The sequence below is a fragment of the Streptomyces olindensis genome, from assembly GCF_040645895.1.
In the GTDB taxonomy this organism is placed as follows: Bacteria; Actinomycetota; Actinomycetes; order Streptomycetales; family Streptomycetaceae; genus Streptomyces; species Streptomyces olindensis.
Genome location: NZ_JBEYZD010000005.1, coordinates 156,118 through 173,660, shown reverse-complemented (window position 1 = coordinate 173,660; position 17,543 = coordinate 156,118). Strand labels below are relative to the sequence as shown.

Here is a 17,543-nt window from a genome sequence, read left to right as displayed (position 1 = left end):
CGGTCGGGGGGAGCGGTTCTGTCGGACGAACTCGGGCTCTCGCCGGTGTGGAAGCGGCGGCAGCATGAACGTAGTGAACGGTCACCTTGGCGGTCAAGAGTTGCGAAGTGATCGTTCACTTTTCGCGTGACGTCCCGACGGGGGGCCTTGCGAGGGAGTCAGCGGGGAGCCGGGCCGCTCGACCCGCGCGGCACGAGGTGGAACAGGTCCGTGACCTCGGACTCCGGCGCGGACTCGCCGCGCAGCAGCGCGAGCAGCGACAGCATCGACTGGCGGCCGACTTCTTCCTTGTTGATGTGCACCGTCGAGATGCTCGGCGCGAAGTACCGGGTGAACTCCTCGTCGTCCCAGCCGAAGACGCTCATCTCCTCGGGCACCCGCGTACCACGGTCCTGGAAGCCGCGCAGTACGCCCAGGGCGACGTAGTCGTTGGCGGCCAGCACGGCCGTCACGCCGGAATCGGCGGGCAGGTCCCGCGCGGCCTCGTAGCCGGAGCGCACGGACCAGTCCCCGTCGACGACGCCGTAGGACTCAAGGCCCAGTCGCTCGACCGCCTCCACGTAGACCGCCCGCCGGTTGCGTGCCGAGGCCCAGTCCTGCGAGCCGGCGACGTGGAGGAACCGGCGGTGTCCCTGGTCCGCGAGGTGACGCAGGATCTCCTCGGCGGGCCGTCCGTCGGCCAGCCGTCCCCGGGACTGGAGGTTGTCGTCGTACTCGCCCAGCACCACCACGGGCCACTGCCCGGTGCCCTGACCACCGGCGAGGTCCCCCAGCGGCACCAGCGACAGCACCCCGTCCGCCTGCCGGGTCTCCAGCAGGGACAGCACGCTGCGGGCGCGCCGCGACTCGCCGCCCTCCAGCCCGACGACGTCGGTCATGTACCCGGCCTCGTGCGCCGCGGCCGAGGCACCCCTCAGCAGAGGAATCGGAACGAAACCGCTCAGCTCGGGCAGCACGATGGTGATCCGGTGGGACCGCCGCGTGCGCATCGACCGCGCCATGAGGTTGGGCCGGTAGTCCAGCTCGGCGACGGCCCGCTCGATCCTTTCCCGCGTCGCCGGCTTCATGCCGCTGTCGTTCTTCAGGAACCGGGACACGGTCTGGTGCGAGACGCCGGCCCGCTTGGCGACCTCCCAGATGGTCGGCCGTCTCCTCTCCGAGGCGGAGGCGGAGGCGGAGGCGGAAGCGGCCCTCGGGTCGGAGGCCTTCACCGCGGGCCGACCGGCCTTCCGGGCCGGCAGCGGACGCCCCGCCCGCTCGCACAGAAACTCCAGCAGTTCCGTGCCGGACGCCTCCGCAGGCAGTCCGTAGGCGCCGGCGAAGGCCGCGACCCGTGGCGCGAGGTCGTCGACGCGCACCAGGCCACGGGCGGCGGCCTCGGCGACGAACGTGCCCGTACGGGCCGCGTCGGCACGGGCTCGCAGCAGGTCGACGAGGGTGCGCGGCACGGTGGTGACGGGCAGCCCGTCGACGACGGTGACGTCCTCGGCGTCCGTGGCCGCGCGGTGCAGCACGACGGTCTCGTCACGCGTGGTACGGCGGGACGCCACCGTCAGTTCCACAGGGTCGGCGGGCCGGCCGCCCAGGCCGTGCACCGCACACGCCGAGGTGTGGGAGACGACGCCCGCCCCGGGGCCGTCGGTGCGGCGGTCCCGCGCCGGAGTCCCGGGATCCAGCCGCAGCCACGCGACCTTGATCCTGAGGTGCTCCGGCGGGGGAGAGGCGGTCAGGCGGTACACCCCGTGGCCGACGCTCTCCAGCGCCCCGGACCGCTCCAGCCGCAGGAGCTGGACGCCCTGCACGCCGTCCAGCTTCGCCTGTGCGGTGGTCACCAGGCCCCACTGGCCGGCGGCCCTGGCGTCCAGGGCCCGCAACACGTCGGCCTGAGTCATGCGGCAATCATTACACGGGCACCCTGAGCCGCCCTCTCCCGGGCGAGCGCCTCCTTCCGGCCTCGCGGGAGAGGGGGCAGCGGGAGGGCGGCTACCTCGGCTGGAACTCCCAGACCGTGCTCGCGTCCTGCGTTCCCGTGTTCCACTTCGCCTCACCCGCGGAGTTGCCGTACAGGTAGGCCCGTCCCGTGTGGGTGTTCCTGACGCGGAGCCCGCCTGCCGCGACCCCTTCCAGGTTCCAGAGCGAGGCGTCCGCGACGGTGCCGGTGTTCCATATGACGTTGTTGTCGACGGCACCGGCCTCCAGATAGAAGCGTCCGGTTCGCACGTTCCTGATGGTCCAGGACCCGGAGGAGTCCCTGGCGACGATCCAGTCCTGGTCGTCGTAGACGGTCGCGGACGAGAGGATGACGGCACCGTTCGCGTCGGTGTCGAGGTACTTGCCCGAGGACGTGTTCCTCAGCTTGTACCGCGCGCCGCTGACGAGGTAGGCGACCCGCACGCATTCGCCGGCCGCCAGGGCGATGACGGTGTCCCCGGACGCTGTGCTGTACGTCTTGGTGCCGGACTTCACCCAGTTGTCGTTCGTGTCGTATCGGCCGGTTTCGACGGACCGTACGACGCCGATGGTGCCCGGCAGTGTGAACGTGGCCTCGGTCGTGGTGGCGAAGGCGAACTCGGCCGCACCGCGCCGGACACCGAAGGCCTGCGCACCGGTCGATGTCGTGAACGTGATGTCGGCGCCGCCCACGGGCTTGGTGGTGGTGGCGCCGGCGGTCGCGCTCCGGTTGAAGGTCTGCAGGTCGGTTCCGCCGCGTTCCACCGGCGTCCTGCTGGCGAGGTCCCGGTGGATCTTGTTCAGCACGTGGTTGAGTCGGGCGACCTTGTCCGAGACGGGCTTGCGGGTGACGACCTTGGTGGTGGGGTTGAAGTCGTACAGGCCGTGGCCGCTGCTGCCCGTGCTGGAGTCCGGGTCCAGGGCGGCGTACAGATTGAAGGCCGTGTTGCCGGCGATGCCGTTGAACTTCTCGACGTCCGCCGCCGGGGTTCCCGCGAAGTTCTCCATGATCATGGGGAAGTTCTTCCCCTGGGCCCAGACGGCGTCCCTGCCGTAGTTGTAGAGCGTGTCGAGGCCCGTGGTGTACGGGTCCTTCCCGAAGAAGTCGATGGTCGACGTCCCCTGGGCCCTGCGGGCCTCGTTCTCGGCGACCGGCACCGTGTCCCCGCTGCCGGCGATGTTGGTCCGGGTGTACACCGAGTAGTCCGACTGCTTGATCACCTGTCCCAGCTCGGTCAGGTAGTCCAGCAGCACGTCCTTGCGGAACTTCACCGCGTCGGCGTACCCGCCGCTGGTCCAGCGGTCGGTGCTGTACGTGCTGTAGCTCCGGTCGATGGACGAGCCGCCTTGCTGCTTCGACACGTTCGGTTCGTTCAGCACCTGGATGCCGACGACGGTGTGAGCGGTGTCGGCGGTCGCGAGGTGGGTCATGAGCCGGCCGAGTACGAACTTCTCCCTGGCGAGCAGGTTCGGATCGGTCTTGTCCAGGAGGGGGTTGCCGTTCAGGGTCAGTCTGGTGCCGTCGGACTTCACCACGAACTGGTAGTCGTTCATCACGTAGGCCGGCATCCGGGGCGCCAGGGAGGAACCGGTCGATTCATGGCCGAACCACAGCAGTTCCAGCTTGAGGCCGTACTCCCCGCACCAGGCCAGGTACCGGTCGATGTCGGTGAAGTCGAAGACGTCCTTCGAGGTCTCGACCTTCGACCACCAGATCGGGATGTTCACCACGGTGAACCCGTCGTCGCGGATCATCCCGAGCACCGGCTTCAACTGGGCGTCCGTCCAGCCGAACGTGTACTTGTGCTTCTCGTACCGGAACTGGACGCCACTGTGGTAGAAGGGCTTCCCGTCGACCATCAGGGTGATCTTGTCGTACGTGGACCTCGACGTGTCGACGTAGGACACCACGCTGCCGGCCGCGTTGGCCCGCGGGAGGCCGCCGACGAGGTTCAGCGCCATGCCCCCGAGGGCTGCCGCCCCGCTCGTGGCGAGGAATCTGCGGCGCGACCAAGGGCCGGTGTTCGACTTCATTGCGCTACCTCCGTGTCAGGTGGACTCGTGGCCGGATAGTGAACGATCACGATCGAGGGGTCGATGGCGCCCGTCGGGAACCTTCGAGGCAGGGGTGTCGGGCACGGCGCGATCGAGCCGACAGGCGACGGCGGGGCCCTGGGGAGCAGAGGTCGACTGAAACCAACGATGGCGCACATAAGACTGGCTGTAACACTTGTGTGTCAATGGTGCGGACGGGGAGAGTTTCGGTCGCTGTCGAGAGCGATTCGACTCCGGTAATGCCAATGGGCAGGGGCGTAGTGAACGATCACCTGCAGACATCTTGACCGCTCAGGTGAACGATCACTACGTTGCCCCTGCTGTTGTCGGACACCTCACCGCTCCCGGTATTTCGTGGCTTTCTGTGCGCCGTCGGGCCGAGCCACGGCCGGGCCCCCTCCTCCCCGCCGGGCACCGGTCGGCATCACCACAGATCAAGGGAGATCACGTGTACACGGTCATGCGCAGAACGGGCCGTCGGCCCCGAAGACGGGGCGGCTCCCTGGCCGCCGCCGGCACCTTGCTCCTCGCGGCCTTCCTCGCGGCTCCGGCCGCCTCCGCCGCCGAAACCCCCGCCGCGACGTTCATCAACGAGACGTTCGACGCTCAGACCGACCCAGCGAACTTCGGTTTCCCGGCCGGCGCCGCCATCGGCAACGGCGTACTGGACGTGACGAAGGGCATGGGCAACTACACGACGTCCGTGCGGCCGTTCGCGTCGTCGGTCACCCAGGAGAAGACGCTCGACCTGCGGTTCGACTGGAAGACGGCCATCGCAAGCACCGGCATGAAGACCGGTCTGGAACTGCGCGACAGCGCCGGCCGTCTGGTCTTCGGCATGGCCGCGACCAGCGCGGAGTTCCGTCACGCCGCGACCGGTCCCGACTCGGACTCCACCTCCGCCCCGGACGCGCTCAATCCGGCCTGGACCAGGATCAGCTTCGACCGGGCCAAGTGGTACACGGTCGATCTGCACCTGGACTTCACCCTCGGCAAGGTCCAGTACACGGTCACCAGCAAGGAGGCCGCGCCCACGGTGCTGGTCTCCGTCACGAAGAGCATCACGGGACAGAACCTGGCGAAGCTCGTCGCCTGCAACTACTACGGCACCGGCGTGCAGTCGATCGACAACTTCCGCCTGACCCGGCCCGCGAACCCCGCGTACGGGTCCCTCGCCGGCTCGTCCGTCTACGCCTTCGGCGACAGCATCGTCTACGGGCACCAGTACGCGCGCAGCTTCGTGAACTTCGTCGCCGAACGCGAGGGCATGACGCTGACGAAGTACGCCCGCAACGGCGCGACCGTGGGCCCGGCGCCGACCGCCAGCGGTGGACAGATCCTGAACCAGGTGAAGTCGGCGAGCGCGGCGGCGCCCGACTTCGTGGTCTTCGACGGCGGCACGAACGACGCGATGGAGATCCACGACAAGCACACCTACGAGGTCGGCACCGTCAGCGGTTCCCAGGACCCCGCCACCCTCGACCCCGGCACCTACGCCGGGGCACTGGAAACCACCATCCACACGATGCGGCAGAAGTGGCCGACCGCCCAGCTGGTCTACGTGGCCGCCCACAAGATGGGCTCGCGCGACTGGGACACCCAGCTCGCCCTGCGCCAGGTGCAGTTGCAGGCCGCCCAGAAGTGGGGCGTGGCGGTGGCCGACGTCTTCGGGGACACGACGCTCGACACGCGCGTCGACGCCCAGCGGGTGGCGTACACCTTCGACGGACTCGTGGGCGGCTACCCGGGCAGCGGCGGCAGCGGCACGCACCCGAACATCGCCGGGATCACCGACTATTACGTCCCCGTTCTCTCCTCGCAGCTGTCCCGGCTGGCCGGCACGACGGCGATCGAGGCGCGGCACTCGGGCAAGTGCGCCGAGGCGGTGGGCGCCTCGACCGTGGCCGGAGCCGCGATCGAGCAGTCCGGCTGCTCGGGCGGTGACGACCAGCGGTGGCAACTGCACGCAGCCGGCGGGGGCTACTACCAGATTCTCTCCCGGCACTCGGGACTGTGCCTGGACGTGGCCGGTTCCTCCACGGCGAACACGGCGGCGATCGTCCAGCAGACCTGCGACGGCCGCACCAGCCAGCAGTGGCGGCTGAGCGACACCGGCACCGGCTACGTCGAGATCATCGCCCGTCACTCCGGCAAGTGCCTGGACGTCGACCGGGCCTTCACGGCGGACGGGGCACGGCTGCTGCAGTACACCTGCTGGAACGACGAGTCGCACACGAACCAGCACTGGACTCTGCGGGTCTGACATGAGCGACGCGTGCCGCCCGGTGACGGCGGACTCGACGGCCGGCCGCACGGCCCGGACAGCGACCACGCGGCCGGCCGATGCGGCCAGCTCCGGCGAGACGGCGAGAGGAAAGGATCCGGCCTGCCATGGTCAACTCGGCAGTAAAGTACCGACGGGCGTGCGGGGCGTGGAGATGCGGCGGGGGGCGGCACGGTGGGCTCGGACACGGGACCGGAGAGATCGGAGCGGCATGTGAAACGGCCGAAGCCGCCGACCAGGAAGCGTCCCACGATCCTCGACGTCGCGGCGCACGCGGGGGTGTCGCACCAGACCGTCTCGCGCTTTCTGCGGGGCGACGGAGGCATGAAGCCGCAGACGGTGGCGCGCATCGAGCAGGCCGTGGCCGACCTCGACTACCGGCCCAACCTGGTGGCGCGGTCGATGCGGACCCGCAAGTCGAACCGCGTCACGGTGGTCCTGCCGGCCATGACGACCTTCGTGCCCTCGCAGATCCTGCGGGGAGCGTCCGCCGAGGCACAGGCGGCCGGCTTCCTGCTGGACATCGTCGGCCTGGAAGGCGACGAACGGGTCAGGGGCGACCGCGTCCGCGCCCTCCTCGACTCCGGTCAGGCCGAAGGAGTGCTGACCTTCACCCCCATCGGCGACCTGGAGAAGCTGGGGCTGGACCACACTCCGACCGTCGTCATAGGCGAGTACGACGACCAGATGCGCTCCCACGGCATCACGGCGGACGGCGAACCGGCCGCCATGATCATCGATCACCTCGTCTCCCTGGGGCACCGGCGATTCGTCCATGTCGCCGGCAGCACGGACTGGATGTCGGCACGCAAGCGACGCGAGGTCTATCTGCGGACGGTCGCCGAGCGGGGTCTGGAGAACTACGCCGTCATCGACGGCGACTGGTCCGTGCGGTCCGGATACGACGCGGCCCAGGGCCTGTCGGCGGACTCCGGTGTCACCGCGGTTCTCGCCGCCAACGACGACGTCGCCATGGGCGTCATCCGTGGCTTCCAGGACCGCGGGTGGCGGGTCCCGGAGGACGTCAGCGTCTTCGGCTGGGACAACCAGGAGTTCACCGCGTACTTCAACCCCTCCATCTCCACCGTGGACCTCGACCGCGAGGCCATGGGCCGGCGGGCCATGCGGGCCCTGCTCGCCCGCATCCGCGAGGAGAGGGAGCCGGACCTGCGGCTGGATCTGGACTGCCGCCTCGTGCTGCGCGAGTCGTCCGGACCGGCGAGGACGCACGACACCATGTAGCTCGTCGCTCCCACCAACCCGCTGTCGTGCAACGGGATTTCGGCGTGCGGGAGCGCGGGAACACCCCGTCCGCACGGGCACTCAAGTGTTACGTACCGAACCCTTGACCGAGATGTGGTCGGTCGTTACGCTCGCCGTGTGAACGTTCACTATTGCTGACGCACACAGTCCTCACCTCGGTGCGATGCTCGCGGTCACCTCCGCGGATCCGCTCGACACACCGACCAAGGCTCCCGCGTTCGTTCACGTCAACCCCTGTCAGAGCCGCCGCAGCCCACCCGGGGCCCCCACGAGCCGGGCCGGCTGCCGGCAACTGGACCGCATGTAACTTTCGCGGCCCGCAAAGCAGTCGAATTGTGCAGTTGCCGCCCACGCGGCGAGACGGCCGGCGTCCTGGTCCGGCCTTCCGAGTCGACGTTTCCCCCGTCTGGGCGCACCGCCCAGTGATGGCAGCAGAGGAGCCTCCACCATGAACCACTCTTCCCGTCCGACCAGACGCACGCTCCGTGCGGTCGGGGTGACCTGTTCGGTCTTCGCCCTGGCTCTGTCCGCAGGCTGCGCCGGAGACTCCTCCCAGGGCAGCGGCGGCAAGACCGTCATCCGGTTCAACTGGTGGGGATCGGACTCCCGGCACGAGATGACCAAGCAGATGATCGCGGTGTTCGAGAAGGAGCACCCGGACATCGACGTCCAGCCGGAGTACTCCAACTGGGACGACTACTGGAAGAAGCTTTCCACCAGCGCGGCCGCCGGTGACATGCCCGATGTCCTGCAGATCACCGACCCGTTCATGTACTCCTACATCGACAACGGGCAGCTGATGGACCTGAAGAAGGTCAAGGACGTCCTGAACACGGACAAGCTGCCCGCGAACTCGATGGCGATGACGACCGTCAAGGGCGGCCTGTACGGCGTCCCGGCCGGCGACAGCGCGTTCGGCATCGCCGTGGATCCGGAGGCCTTCAAGAAGGCCGGCGTGCGTGTGCCCGACGACACCAAGTGGTCGTGGGACGACTACGTGAAGACCGCCACCGCGATCGCCAGGTCGAAGTCGGGTCTGGTCGGCAGTGAGATGCCCCTCTACCCCAACATGGTGGGCCCCTGGCTGCGCCAGCACGGGGAGGACTACTGGACCGAGGACGGCAGCGAGATCGGTTTCACCGAGCAGACCATGGCCGCGTACTGGGAGTGGGTCGTGAAGCTGCGGGACAGCGGTGGCACGAACACTCCGGAGGCCGCGGTCGAGGCACTGTCTGCGGGTGCCGGTATCGAACAGAACCTGGTTGCCCAGCACAAGGCGGCCATGACCGAGATGTCCGTCACCCAGCTCGGCGCGCTTGAGGGCGCCAGCGGACGTGCGACCAAGCTCCTCCTCTTCCCCGGCGAGGAAGGGGCCACCCAGGTCGGCGCCTATACGAAGCCCGGCGTCTTCTACGGCGCCTCCGCGCGGACCGAGCACCCCAAGGAGGCCGCGGAGCTGCTCGACTTCCTGATCAACTCCCCCGAAGCGGGCAAGATCGGGAAGTTCGACCGTGGTGTTCCCGTCAACCCCGACGTGCTCAAGGCGATCACGCCCGACCTGTCCGCCACGGAGAAGCGGATCGCCGACTACCTGGGCCGTATCAACGCCCTGAAGCCGACCGCCCTGCACCTCCCCAACGCGAAGGCCGGCCCGGCTGTCCCGGAGATCTTCCAGCGGCTCAACGAGGACGTGCTGTTCGACCGCCTGTCGCCGCAGGAGGCGGCCGAGAAGTTCATCTCGGAGATCAAGTCCCAGCTCTGAGCCGTGCAGTAGCGCTTTGGAAGGAATCCCCGCCGTGTCCGATCCGCGCATGAACACCTTTCGCCGTCGACTGCCGGGGGTCGTCTACGGCGGGGACTACAACCCGGAGCAGTGGCCGAGGGAGGTGTGGCAGGAGGACGTCCGGCTCATGCGAGCCGCGGGCGTGCGGCTGGTGAGCCTGGGCGTCTTCTCCTGGGCCATGCTGGAACCGGCCGACGGAGAGTTCGACTTCTCCTGGCTCGACGAGATCATGGACCTGCTGTGGGCGAACGGCATCCACGTCAACCTCGCGACGCCGAACGCCGCGCCGCCGCCGTGGCTCGCCACGGACTTCCCCGAAACCCTGTCGGTGGACCGGCGGGGAGTACGGCACGACATCGGCAGCAGAGGACACTTCTGCCCGTCCTCCCCGCTCTACCGGGACCGCAGCCGGCGCATCGCCGCCAAGCTGGCCGAGCGGTACGGGAAGCATCCCGGTCTGGCCATGTGGCACATCGGCAACGAGTACCACTCCGACTGCTTCTGCGACCTGTGCGACGACGGCTTCCGCACCTGGCTGCGACAGCGGTACGGCACCCTGGAGGAGCTCAACCACCGGTGGGGCACGGCCTTCTGGAGCCAGCGCTACAGCGACTGGGCCCAGGTGCACCTGCCCCGGCCCGTGCGCGGCTGGGTCAACCCCTCCCGTGAGCTGGACTTCTCCCGCTTCACCTCCGACCTCCTGCTGGACCTCGTCGTGCAGGAGCGCGACCTGCTGCACGGGATCACGCCGGACGTGCCCGCGACCACCAACTTCTTCCAGTGCCGGCTGACCGACAGCCACCGCTGGGCGCAGGAACTCGACGTCGTCGCCTTCGACTGCTACCCCGATCCGGGCAAGCCCGACGCGATGGCCGTCGCCGCCTTCCAGTACGACCTGATGCGCTCCCTGCGCGGCGGGCAGCCCTGGATGCTGATGGAACAGGCCGCCGGCGCGGTGAGCCAGTGGAAGACCAACCAGGTCAAACAGCCGGGGCGGATGCGTCTGGGCTCCTACCAGGCCGTCGCGCACGGCTCCGACGCGGTGATGTTCTTCCAATGGCGGGCCTCACGGCAGGGACAGGAGAAGTTCCACTCGGCGATGCTCCCGCACGGCGGTGAGAAGACCCGCACGTGGCAGGAGGTCAAGGCGCTCGGCAACGAGCTGCGCACCGTCGACGAGGTCGCCACGGCACGCACCCGCGCGCAGGTCGCGATCGTCTGGGACTGGCAGAACTGGTGGGCCGTGGAAGGCTGCGCCCACCCCGACAACACCTTCGACTACCGGGACACCGTGGCCCGGCACTACCGGGCCCTGTGGCACAGCCAGGTCGCCGTCGACGTCGTCACCCTCGACGACGACCTCTCGCCCTACCGCGTCCTGGTCGTCCCCAACCAGTACCTGATGACCCGCCACCACACTGCCGCCGTGCGGAAGTTCGTGGAGGACGGGGGCCGGCTCCTCGTCTCGTACTTCTCCGGGATCGTCGACGAGGACGACCGGATCGTCGAGGGCGGATACCCCGGCGCGCTGCGCGAGATCGTCGGCGCGCACATCCAGGAGTTCTCCCCGCTGCCCACCGAGGCCACGGTGCCGGTTCAGGCGGCAGCGGGGGAGACCGCGCTGGACGGTTTCTTCGCGACCGCCTCCGTGTGGCAGGACGACCTCGACATGGAGACCGCCCGGCCGCTCGCCGTCTACCGCAAGGGCCACCTCACCGGCAAGGCGGCGGTGACCGAGCACGCACTCGGCCGGGGCCGTGCCGTGTACGTGGGCACGCGTCTGGACGACGACGCCCTGGAGGCGCTGGTGCGGCACGTCCTGGACTGTGCCGACGTGCGACCGGTGCACGCCGCGCCGCGGGGCGTCGAGGTCACCGAGCGACGGACGCGGACGAGCGCGTACCTGTTCCTGCTGAACCACCGGCAGGACAAGGCGACCATCACCCTCGACCGCTCCGGCACCGACCTGATCAGCGGACGCCGCCTTCAGGCGGGAGAGACGCTCGTCCTCGACGCGGCGGACGTCGCCGTCGTGCGCAGCCCCCTGGCCCCGCCGCAGGACGCCGATCGGCCGTCGAGCGATTCCTGAACCTCCGCACCCATTCCAGAACCCGAGGACGATGACTGTGCTCCGCAGACCCCTCAGCCGGGCGGCCAGAAAAGAAGAACGGACCGCCTGGGTCTTCCTGCTGCCGTGGTTCGTCGGCATGGCCGGCGTCACGCTCGGCCCGATGATCGCCTCCCTGTACTTCTCGATGACGGACTACAACCTGCTGAGCTCTCCCGAGTGGGTGGGCTTCGAGAACTACAGCAAGATGCTCGACGATCCCCGGCTGCGCCAGTCCCTGACCGTGACGTTCGTCTACGTCGCCCTCAGCGTGCCGCTGCTGCTCGCGGTCGCCCTCGCCCTGGCGATGGTCCTCAACCGGGGCATCAAGGGGCTGGCGTTCTACCGGTCCGTCTACTACTTGCCGTCGCTGCTCGGCGCGTCGGTCGCGGTGGGCATCCTGTGGCGGCAGGTCTTCGGCACCGACGGCCTGGTGAACAAGTTCCTCGCGCTGTTCGGCATCCACGGGCCCGGCTGGATCTCCAACCCGGACACCGCGCTGTACAGCCTCGTCGTCCTGCACGTGTGGACGTTCGGCTCCTCCATGGTGATCTTCCTGGCGGGACTGCGGCAGATCCCCGAGCAGTACTACGAAGCCGCCGCCCTCGACGGCGCCGGCCGCTGGCACCAGTTCCGGAACGTCACCGTGCCCCTGCTCACGCCGATCATCTTCTTCAACCTCGTTCTGCAGGTCATCAGTTCCTTCCAGTCCTTCACCCAGGCGTTCGTCGTCAGCGGCGGGACGGGAGGCCCCTCGGACTCGACCCTCTTCTACTCGCTGTACCTGTACGACGAGGGCTTCGGCCGGCTGCACATGGGCTACGCCTCGGCCATGGCGTGGCTGCTCGTGGTGATCGTCGGCGTCCTGACCGCGATCAACTTCTACTTCAGCAAGAGATGGGTGTTCTACGGTGACGGTAAGTGAGATGACACTCCTGGAGGCCGAGGACACCCCTTCGCCCGCGCCCGCTCCCTCACCTTCCGCACGACGCCACAGGCGGGCGGCCCGCATCCGTGCGCTCCTCAAGCACGCCGTACTGATCGCCTTCGGGCTCGTGATGGTGTATCCGCTGCTGTGGATGATCGCCAGCTCGGTCAAACCCGACGCCCTGATCTTCCGTGAGCCCTCCCTGCTGCCCACGGAGACCGACTTCGGGCACTACGCCGACGGCTGGAGCGCACTGTCGCACCCCTTCGGTGTGTACCTGATGAACTCGGCGATCGTCGTCCTCGGAGCGCTGCTCGGCAACCTGGTCAGCTGCTCCATGGCGGCCTACGCCTTCGCGCGGCTGAAGTTCCGCGGGCGGGCGTTCTTCTTCGGCATGATGATGCTGACCCTGATGGTCCCGATCTACGTGCTGATCATCCCGCAGTACGTGATGTTCTCGAAGATCGAATGGGTCAACACGTTCCTTCCGCTGATCGTCCCCAAGTTCTTGGCCACGGACGCCTTCTTCATCTTCCTGATGGTCCAGTTCTTCCGGGGGCTGCCCACCGAGCTGGACGAGGCGGCCAAGATCGACGGAGCCGGGTACTGGCGCATCTACTTCCGCATCCTGCTGCCGATCTCGCTGCCGGCCCTGGCCACGACCGCGATCTTCACCTTCATCTGGACGTGGAACGACTTCCTCAGCCAGTTGATCTACCTGACGAAACCGGAACTGCAGACGGCGCCGGTGGCCCTGCGCAACTACGTGGACGCCACGAGCGGAGCCTCCTGGGGATCGCTGTTCGCCATGTCCGTCGTCACGCTGATCCCGGTCTTCATCGTCTTCCTCGTCGGCCAGCGCTACCTCGTCAAGGGAATCGCCACCACGGGAATGAAGTAGCCGCGACACCGCGACACCGCGGAACCGCTGCATCCGGCCTCGAACTGACCGCCGGGCTCACCACGCTGCGGCAAGCCCCTCGGCCAGGTGGGCGAGCACGGGACGGTGCGACAGGCGGTGGCCGAGCCGGTCGGCGGGAAGGACACGACGTACTTGTACTGGCCGTTCACCTGGAGGGTGCCTCAGGAGGACCGACCCTTGTGAAGATCGCCTGAGCCTCACGCGGTGCACCCCGCGGGGCAGGTCCGGACCCCGGCCTGCCCCGCGGCGCGCAGAGGGCCCGGCGGACACGAGCAGTTAGCCGGTGTCGCACCCTAGACATCCGATCTATCGTCCGGAAATGATGACCGCGCCTGCCACTTGGCTCGACATGGCCGGCACTTCCGTGCGCTTAGAACCGATGAATGGGTCGGGAGATCCCCTGTGAGCCATGAATCCGAACCACAGCGTCGCAGCATCCTCAAGTTCGGCGGTGTGCTCGCCGCGGCACCGCTGGTCGCTCAGCTGACGGGCACCACTCCCGCCGGGCAGGCCGTTGCCGTGGGAAGCGGTGCCCCGGCGGCCGTCCAGTGGCCGACTCTGTCGCGCAAGGCGCTGAAGTACGCGGTCCCTGCCGTGGACTGGCAATCCCAGGCCCTGCCGATCGGCAACGGCAGGCTCGGCGCCATGCTGTTCGCCGACCCCTACGAGGAACGCGTCCAGTTCAACGAACAGAGCCTGTGGGGCGGCGTCAACAACTACGACAACGCCCTCGCGGGCGAGCCGGACAGCGCCTTCGACACCGGCATGAGCGGCTTCGGCTCGTACCGGAACTTCGGTGACGTCGTCGTCACCTTCGCTCCTCGTGCGAAGGTCACGGCCCCAGGGGGACCGTACCGCACCTCCTCCTCGGAGGGCGTCGACAAGACGTACGACGGCAACCCGGACACCAAGTGGTGCGTCGACGGGCCCGGCACGAAGGTGCAGTGGCAGGTGGAACTCCCCGCTCCCGTCGCGGTCGCGACCTACCGTCTGACGAGCGCCAACGACGTGCCGCAGCGCGACCCGCAGGAGTGGACGCTGTCCGGTTCCGCCGACGGCGTCGCCTGGACCAGGCTGGACAGACGCACGCTGGCCGCGCCCTTCGAGAGCCGTTTCCAGACGAAGGAATTCACCTGTGCCGATTCCGCGGCCTACCGGTTCTACCGGTTCGACTTCGTCCCCAAGGCGGGGGTCAGCCACTTCCAGGTGAGCGAGATCGGTCTGGACGGCGTCGACCTCGGCGGAGACGGCCCGGTGTGCCTGTCCTCGCCGAGCGGACATTCCAGGGGAGCCGGGGCCGGGGGCGGTGCCCGGGCCACGGACCTCTCGAACTCGGCGGATGGCGACCCGGCCACGGTCTGGCGGGCCGTCAGCGGCTCCCAACCGGTCGTCTGGCAGGCCGATCTGCCGCGCCCCGTCGCCCTCACCTCGTACACGCTGACGGCGGCCCCGAACCGTCCGGACGACGACCCCCGGCGATGGCGACTCGAGGCGTCGAAGGACGGGAGTGCCTGGACGACACTCGACACGCAGAACCCCGGTGCGCCCTTCGCCGGCCGCGGCGAGACCCGGACCTTCCGGATCACCGACAGCACGGCCTACCGCGCCTACCGGCTCACCCTGACCCCCGGAGCGTCTTCCACCGGCCTCCAGATCGCGGAGATCGCGCTGCAAGGCCGGGGCTTCGACACACGCACGCGGCGGACGGTCGTCGACTACCAGCGCTCCCTCGACTTCCTGAACGGCGTCCACGTCACCCGCTTCGGCGCGCCCGGACGCCGCGTCCTGCGCGAGGCCTTCGCCAGCCGGTCCGCGGACGTCATGGTCTTCCGCTACACGTCGGACGAGGCCGGGGGACTGTCCGGAGCGATCGCGCTGACGTCCGCCCAGGACAAGGCCCCGACGAGCGTCGACGCCGACGCCCGCCGGATCTCCTTCAGCGGTGTCATGGGCAACGGCCTCAAGCACGCGTGCACCGTCCGGGCCGTGCACACCGACGGCGACTTCCGCGCCGACGGATCGGTGCTCCGGTTCAGCGACTGCACGACCCTGACCCTGCTCCTGGACGCCCGCACCGACTACAAGCTCGACGCCGCCGCCGGATGGCGGGGAGCCGATCCGGAACCGGCCGTCGCCGCGACACTCGACAAGGCCGCCGCCCGGCCCTACGACGAACTGCGCGACACGCACACCACCGAGACACGCGCCCTCATGAACCGCGTCTCGGTCGCCTGGGGCACCTCCGACGAGGCCGTCGTCGCCCTGCCGACCGACGCCCGGCTGGCGCGTTACGCGGCGGGCGGCCAGGACCCCGCACTCGAACAGTCGATGTTCCACTACGGCCGCTACCTGCTGATCAGTTCCTCGCGCCCGAACGGCCTGCCCGCCAACCTCCAGGGCCTGTGGAACGACAGCAACCAGCCGGCGTGGGCCTCCGACTACCACACCAACATCAACGTCCAGATGAACTACTGGGCAGCCGAGACGACGAACCTGCCGGAGTGCCATGAGGCACTCGTCGAGTTCATCGAGCAGGTGGCCGTCCCCAGCCGCGTGGCGACCCGCAACGCCTTCGGCGAGGACACGCGCGGCTGGACCGCCCGCACCAGCCAGAGCATCTTCGGCGGGAACGCCTGGGAGTGGAACACCGTCGCCAGCGCCTGGTACGCGCAACACCTCTACGAGCACTGGGCGTTCACCCAGGACCTGCGCTACCTCCGTACCGTCGCCCACCCGATGATCAAGGAGATCTGCGAGTTCTGGGAGGACCACCTCAAGGAGCGCGAGGACGGACTCCTCGTCGCGCCGAACGGCTGGTCCCCCGAACACGGGCCGCGCGAGGACGGCGTCATGTACGACCAGCAGATCATCTGGGACCTGTTCCAGAACTACCTCGACTGCGAGGCGGTGCTCGACGCGGATCCCGCCTACCGGGCCAAGGTCGCGGACATGCAGGCGCGCCTCGCGCCGAACAAGATAGGCCGCTGGGGGCAACTCCAGGAGTGGCAGGAGGACATCGACAGCCCCACCGACATCCACCGCCACACCTCCCACCTCTTCGCGGTCTACCCGGGCCGCCAGATCACCCCCAGGACGCCCGACTTCGCGGCCGCCGCCCTCGTCTCGCTCAAGGCACGGTGCGGCGAGAAGGAAGGCGTCCCGTTCACGGCCGCGACGGTGTCGGGCGACAGCCGCCGCTCGTGGACCTGGCCCTGGCGGGCGGCCCTCTTCGCCCGCCTCGGCGACGGGGAGCGCGCGCAGATCATGCTGCGCGGACTGCTGACGTACAACACGCTGCCCAACCTGTTCTGCAACCACCCGCCCTTCCAGATGGACGGCAACTTCGGCATCTCGGGCGCCGTGGCGGAGATGCTCCTGCAGAGCCACGACGGAGTCATCCACCTGCTGCCCGCCCTGCCGGACGCGTGGAAGGCCGAGGGCTCCTTCACCGGGCTCCGCGCCCGCGGCGGCTACGAGGTCAGTTGTACGTGGCGGGACGGGAAGGTCACGTCCTTCAAGATCGTGGCCGACCGGGCACGGAACCGGAAGAAGGTCACCGTGCGGATGAACGGCACCGACAGGAAGGTGAAGCCGAGCAGGCCCTGACGGCGGGGGCGGGGGCTGGTTGTAGGCGTGTTCTGCCAGGCCAGGCCAGGGCCGTGCGGTACTGGGTGTCGTGGAGGAGGGTGGTGATCTTCGGCGCGGCGGTGCGTGTCTGCGGAGTGAGCCACTCGGGAGATCGGCCGAACGGTCGAGGGGGCCGGGGCCGCGGCCCGTGATGCCGACCGTTCGGCCGAGGCGCGCGTGCGGGCCGGCGGGCGAGGGTGGAGCCGCATCCTCACCACGGACATCAGGAGTACGCGATGCAGCGCAGCACGTTCCTCGTCGGTGCCGTCGGCGGTGTGACCGCCGTCGTCGCGCTGGGAGGTCTCGGCACCTATCTGCTCTCGGGCACCGAGTCGACCACTCGCCTGGACGAGTACAGCATGGCGTCGGTGGACGGCCACAAGGCGCTCTCCGCGGACATCGTCGCGGGCCGCACCCAGAGCAAGTACCACCCGCTGCCCTGGGTCGGCGAGAAGCTCTCGGGCGTCTCCTGCCCGACCGGTCTCAAGGCCGTGACCGGAGCCGGCCTCACCTGCACCGGCAAGAAGAGCGACGGCTCGACCGTCGAGATCCCCGTCCGCGTGACCAAGGCCGACGCCAAGAGCGTCACCTGGACGTTCGAGCGCTGAGAAGGAGCCACCCCAC

The 17,543-nt window shown here is 68.9% G+C and carries 11 protein-coding genes and 1 pseudogene; 8 read left to right on the top strand and 4 right to left on the bottom strand.

Features of this window, described 5'->3' with window-relative positions; genetic code table 11:
- Positions 1-158: 158 nt before the first annotated feature.
- Together ABZ948_RS04750 and ABZ948_RS04745 are read right to left on the bottom strand one after the other, a co-directional pair.
- Positions 159-1,892, bottom strand: coding sequence for a substrate-binding domain-containing protein (locus ABZ948_RS04750; RefSeq protein WP_359757267.1), 1,734 nt, complete (start codon positions 1,890-1,892; stop codon positions 159-161).
- A 91-nt stretch (positions 1,893-1,983) separates the two neighbouring features.
- Positions 1,984-3,984, bottom strand: coding sequence for an RICIN domain-containing protein (locus ABZ948_RS04745; protein WP_359757265.1), 2,001 nt, complete (start codon positions 3,982-3,984; stop codon positions 1,984-1,986).
- Positions 3,985-4,453: 469 nt separating this feature from the next.
- Between ABZ948_RS04745 and ABZ948_RS04740 the strand changes: the two genes are divergently transcribed.
- From ABZ948_RS04740 to ABZ948_RS04715, 6 genes are all read left to right on the top strand, one after another.
- Entirely contained in the window at positions 4,454-6,268 is a 1,815-nt protein-coding gene (locus ABZ948_RS04740) for an RICIN domain-containing protein (RefSeq protein ID WP_359757263.1), read from the top strand.
- A 195-nt stretch (positions 6,269-6,463) separates the two neighbouring features.
- The gene (locus ABZ948_RS04735) at positions 6,464-7,531 is read left to right on the top strand and encodes a LacI family DNA-binding transcriptional regulator (RefSeq protein WP_359757261.1); all 1,068 of its coding nucleotides are present in this window, start codon (positions 6,464-6,466) and stop codon (positions 7,529-7,531) included.
- Positions 7,532-8,000: 469 nt separating this feature from the next.
- On the top strand, positions 8,001-9,314 hold the full coding sequence (locus ABZ948_RS04730; protein WP_359757259.1) for an ABC transporter substrate-binding protein: 1,314 nt from the start codon (positions 8,001-8,003) through the stop codon (positions 9,312-9,314).
- A gap of 49 nt (positions 9,315-9,363) precedes the next feature.
- Positions 9,364-11,424, top strand: coding sequence for a beta-galactosidase (locus tag ABZ948_RS04725; protein ID WP_359757257.1), 2,061 nt, complete (start codon positions 9,364-9,366; stop codon positions 11,422-11,424).
- A gap of 31 nt (positions 11,425-11,455) precedes the next feature.
- Entirely contained in the window at positions 11,456-12,367 is a 912-nt protein-coding gene (locus ABZ948_RS04720; protein ID WP_389616216.1) for a carbohydrate ABC transporter permease, read from the top strand.
- A 1-nt stretch (position 12,368) separates the two neighbouring features.
- Complete coding sequence (locus ABZ948_RS04715; RefSeq protein ID WP_359757253.1) at positions 12,369-13,271, top strand: carbohydrate ABC transporter permease; 903 nt, start codon at positions 12,369-12,371, stop codon at positions 13,269-13,271.
- On the opposite strand, the gene ABZ948_RS40900 is transcribed toward ABZ948_RS04715, so the two are convergent.
- Positions 13,232-13,441, bottom strand: a complete 210-nt coding sequence (locus ABZ948_RS40900; protein WP_435857457.1) for a hypothetical protein — start codon at positions 13,439-13,441, stop codon at positions 13,232-13,234. The two genes, ABZ948_RS04715 and ABZ948_RS40900, sit on opposite strands and share 40 nt — an antisense overlap.
- 253 nt (positions 13,442-13,694) lie before the next feature.
- Here ABZ948_RS40900 and ABZ948_RS04710 point away from each other — a divergent pair, with 253 nt between their 5' ends.
- Positions 13,695-16,898 (top strand): glycosyl hydrolase family 95 catalytic domain-containing protein, encoded by a 3,204-nt coding sequence (locus ABZ948_RS04710; RefSeq protein ID WP_359757251.1) that lies wholly within the window; start codon positions 13,695-13,697, stop codon positions 16,896-16,898.
- 3 nt (positions 16,899-16,901) lie between these two features.
- Here ABZ948_RS04710 and ABZ948_RS40995 read toward each other — a convergent pair.
- A pseudogene (locus ABZ948_RS40995) lies at positions 16,902-16,989 on the bottom strand (rhamnogalacturonan lyase family protein); the annotation flags it as partial.
- A 166-nt stretch (positions 16,990-17,155) separates the two neighbouring features.
- Between ABZ948_RS40995 and ABZ948_RS04705 the strand changes: the two are divergent.
- Positions 17,156-17,527, top strand: a complete 372-nt coding sequence (locus ABZ948_RS04705) for a DUF4333 domain-containing protein (protein WP_359757249.1) — start codon at positions 17,156-17,158, stop codon at positions 17,525-17,527.
- Positions 17,528-17,543: the final 16 nt, after the last annotated feature.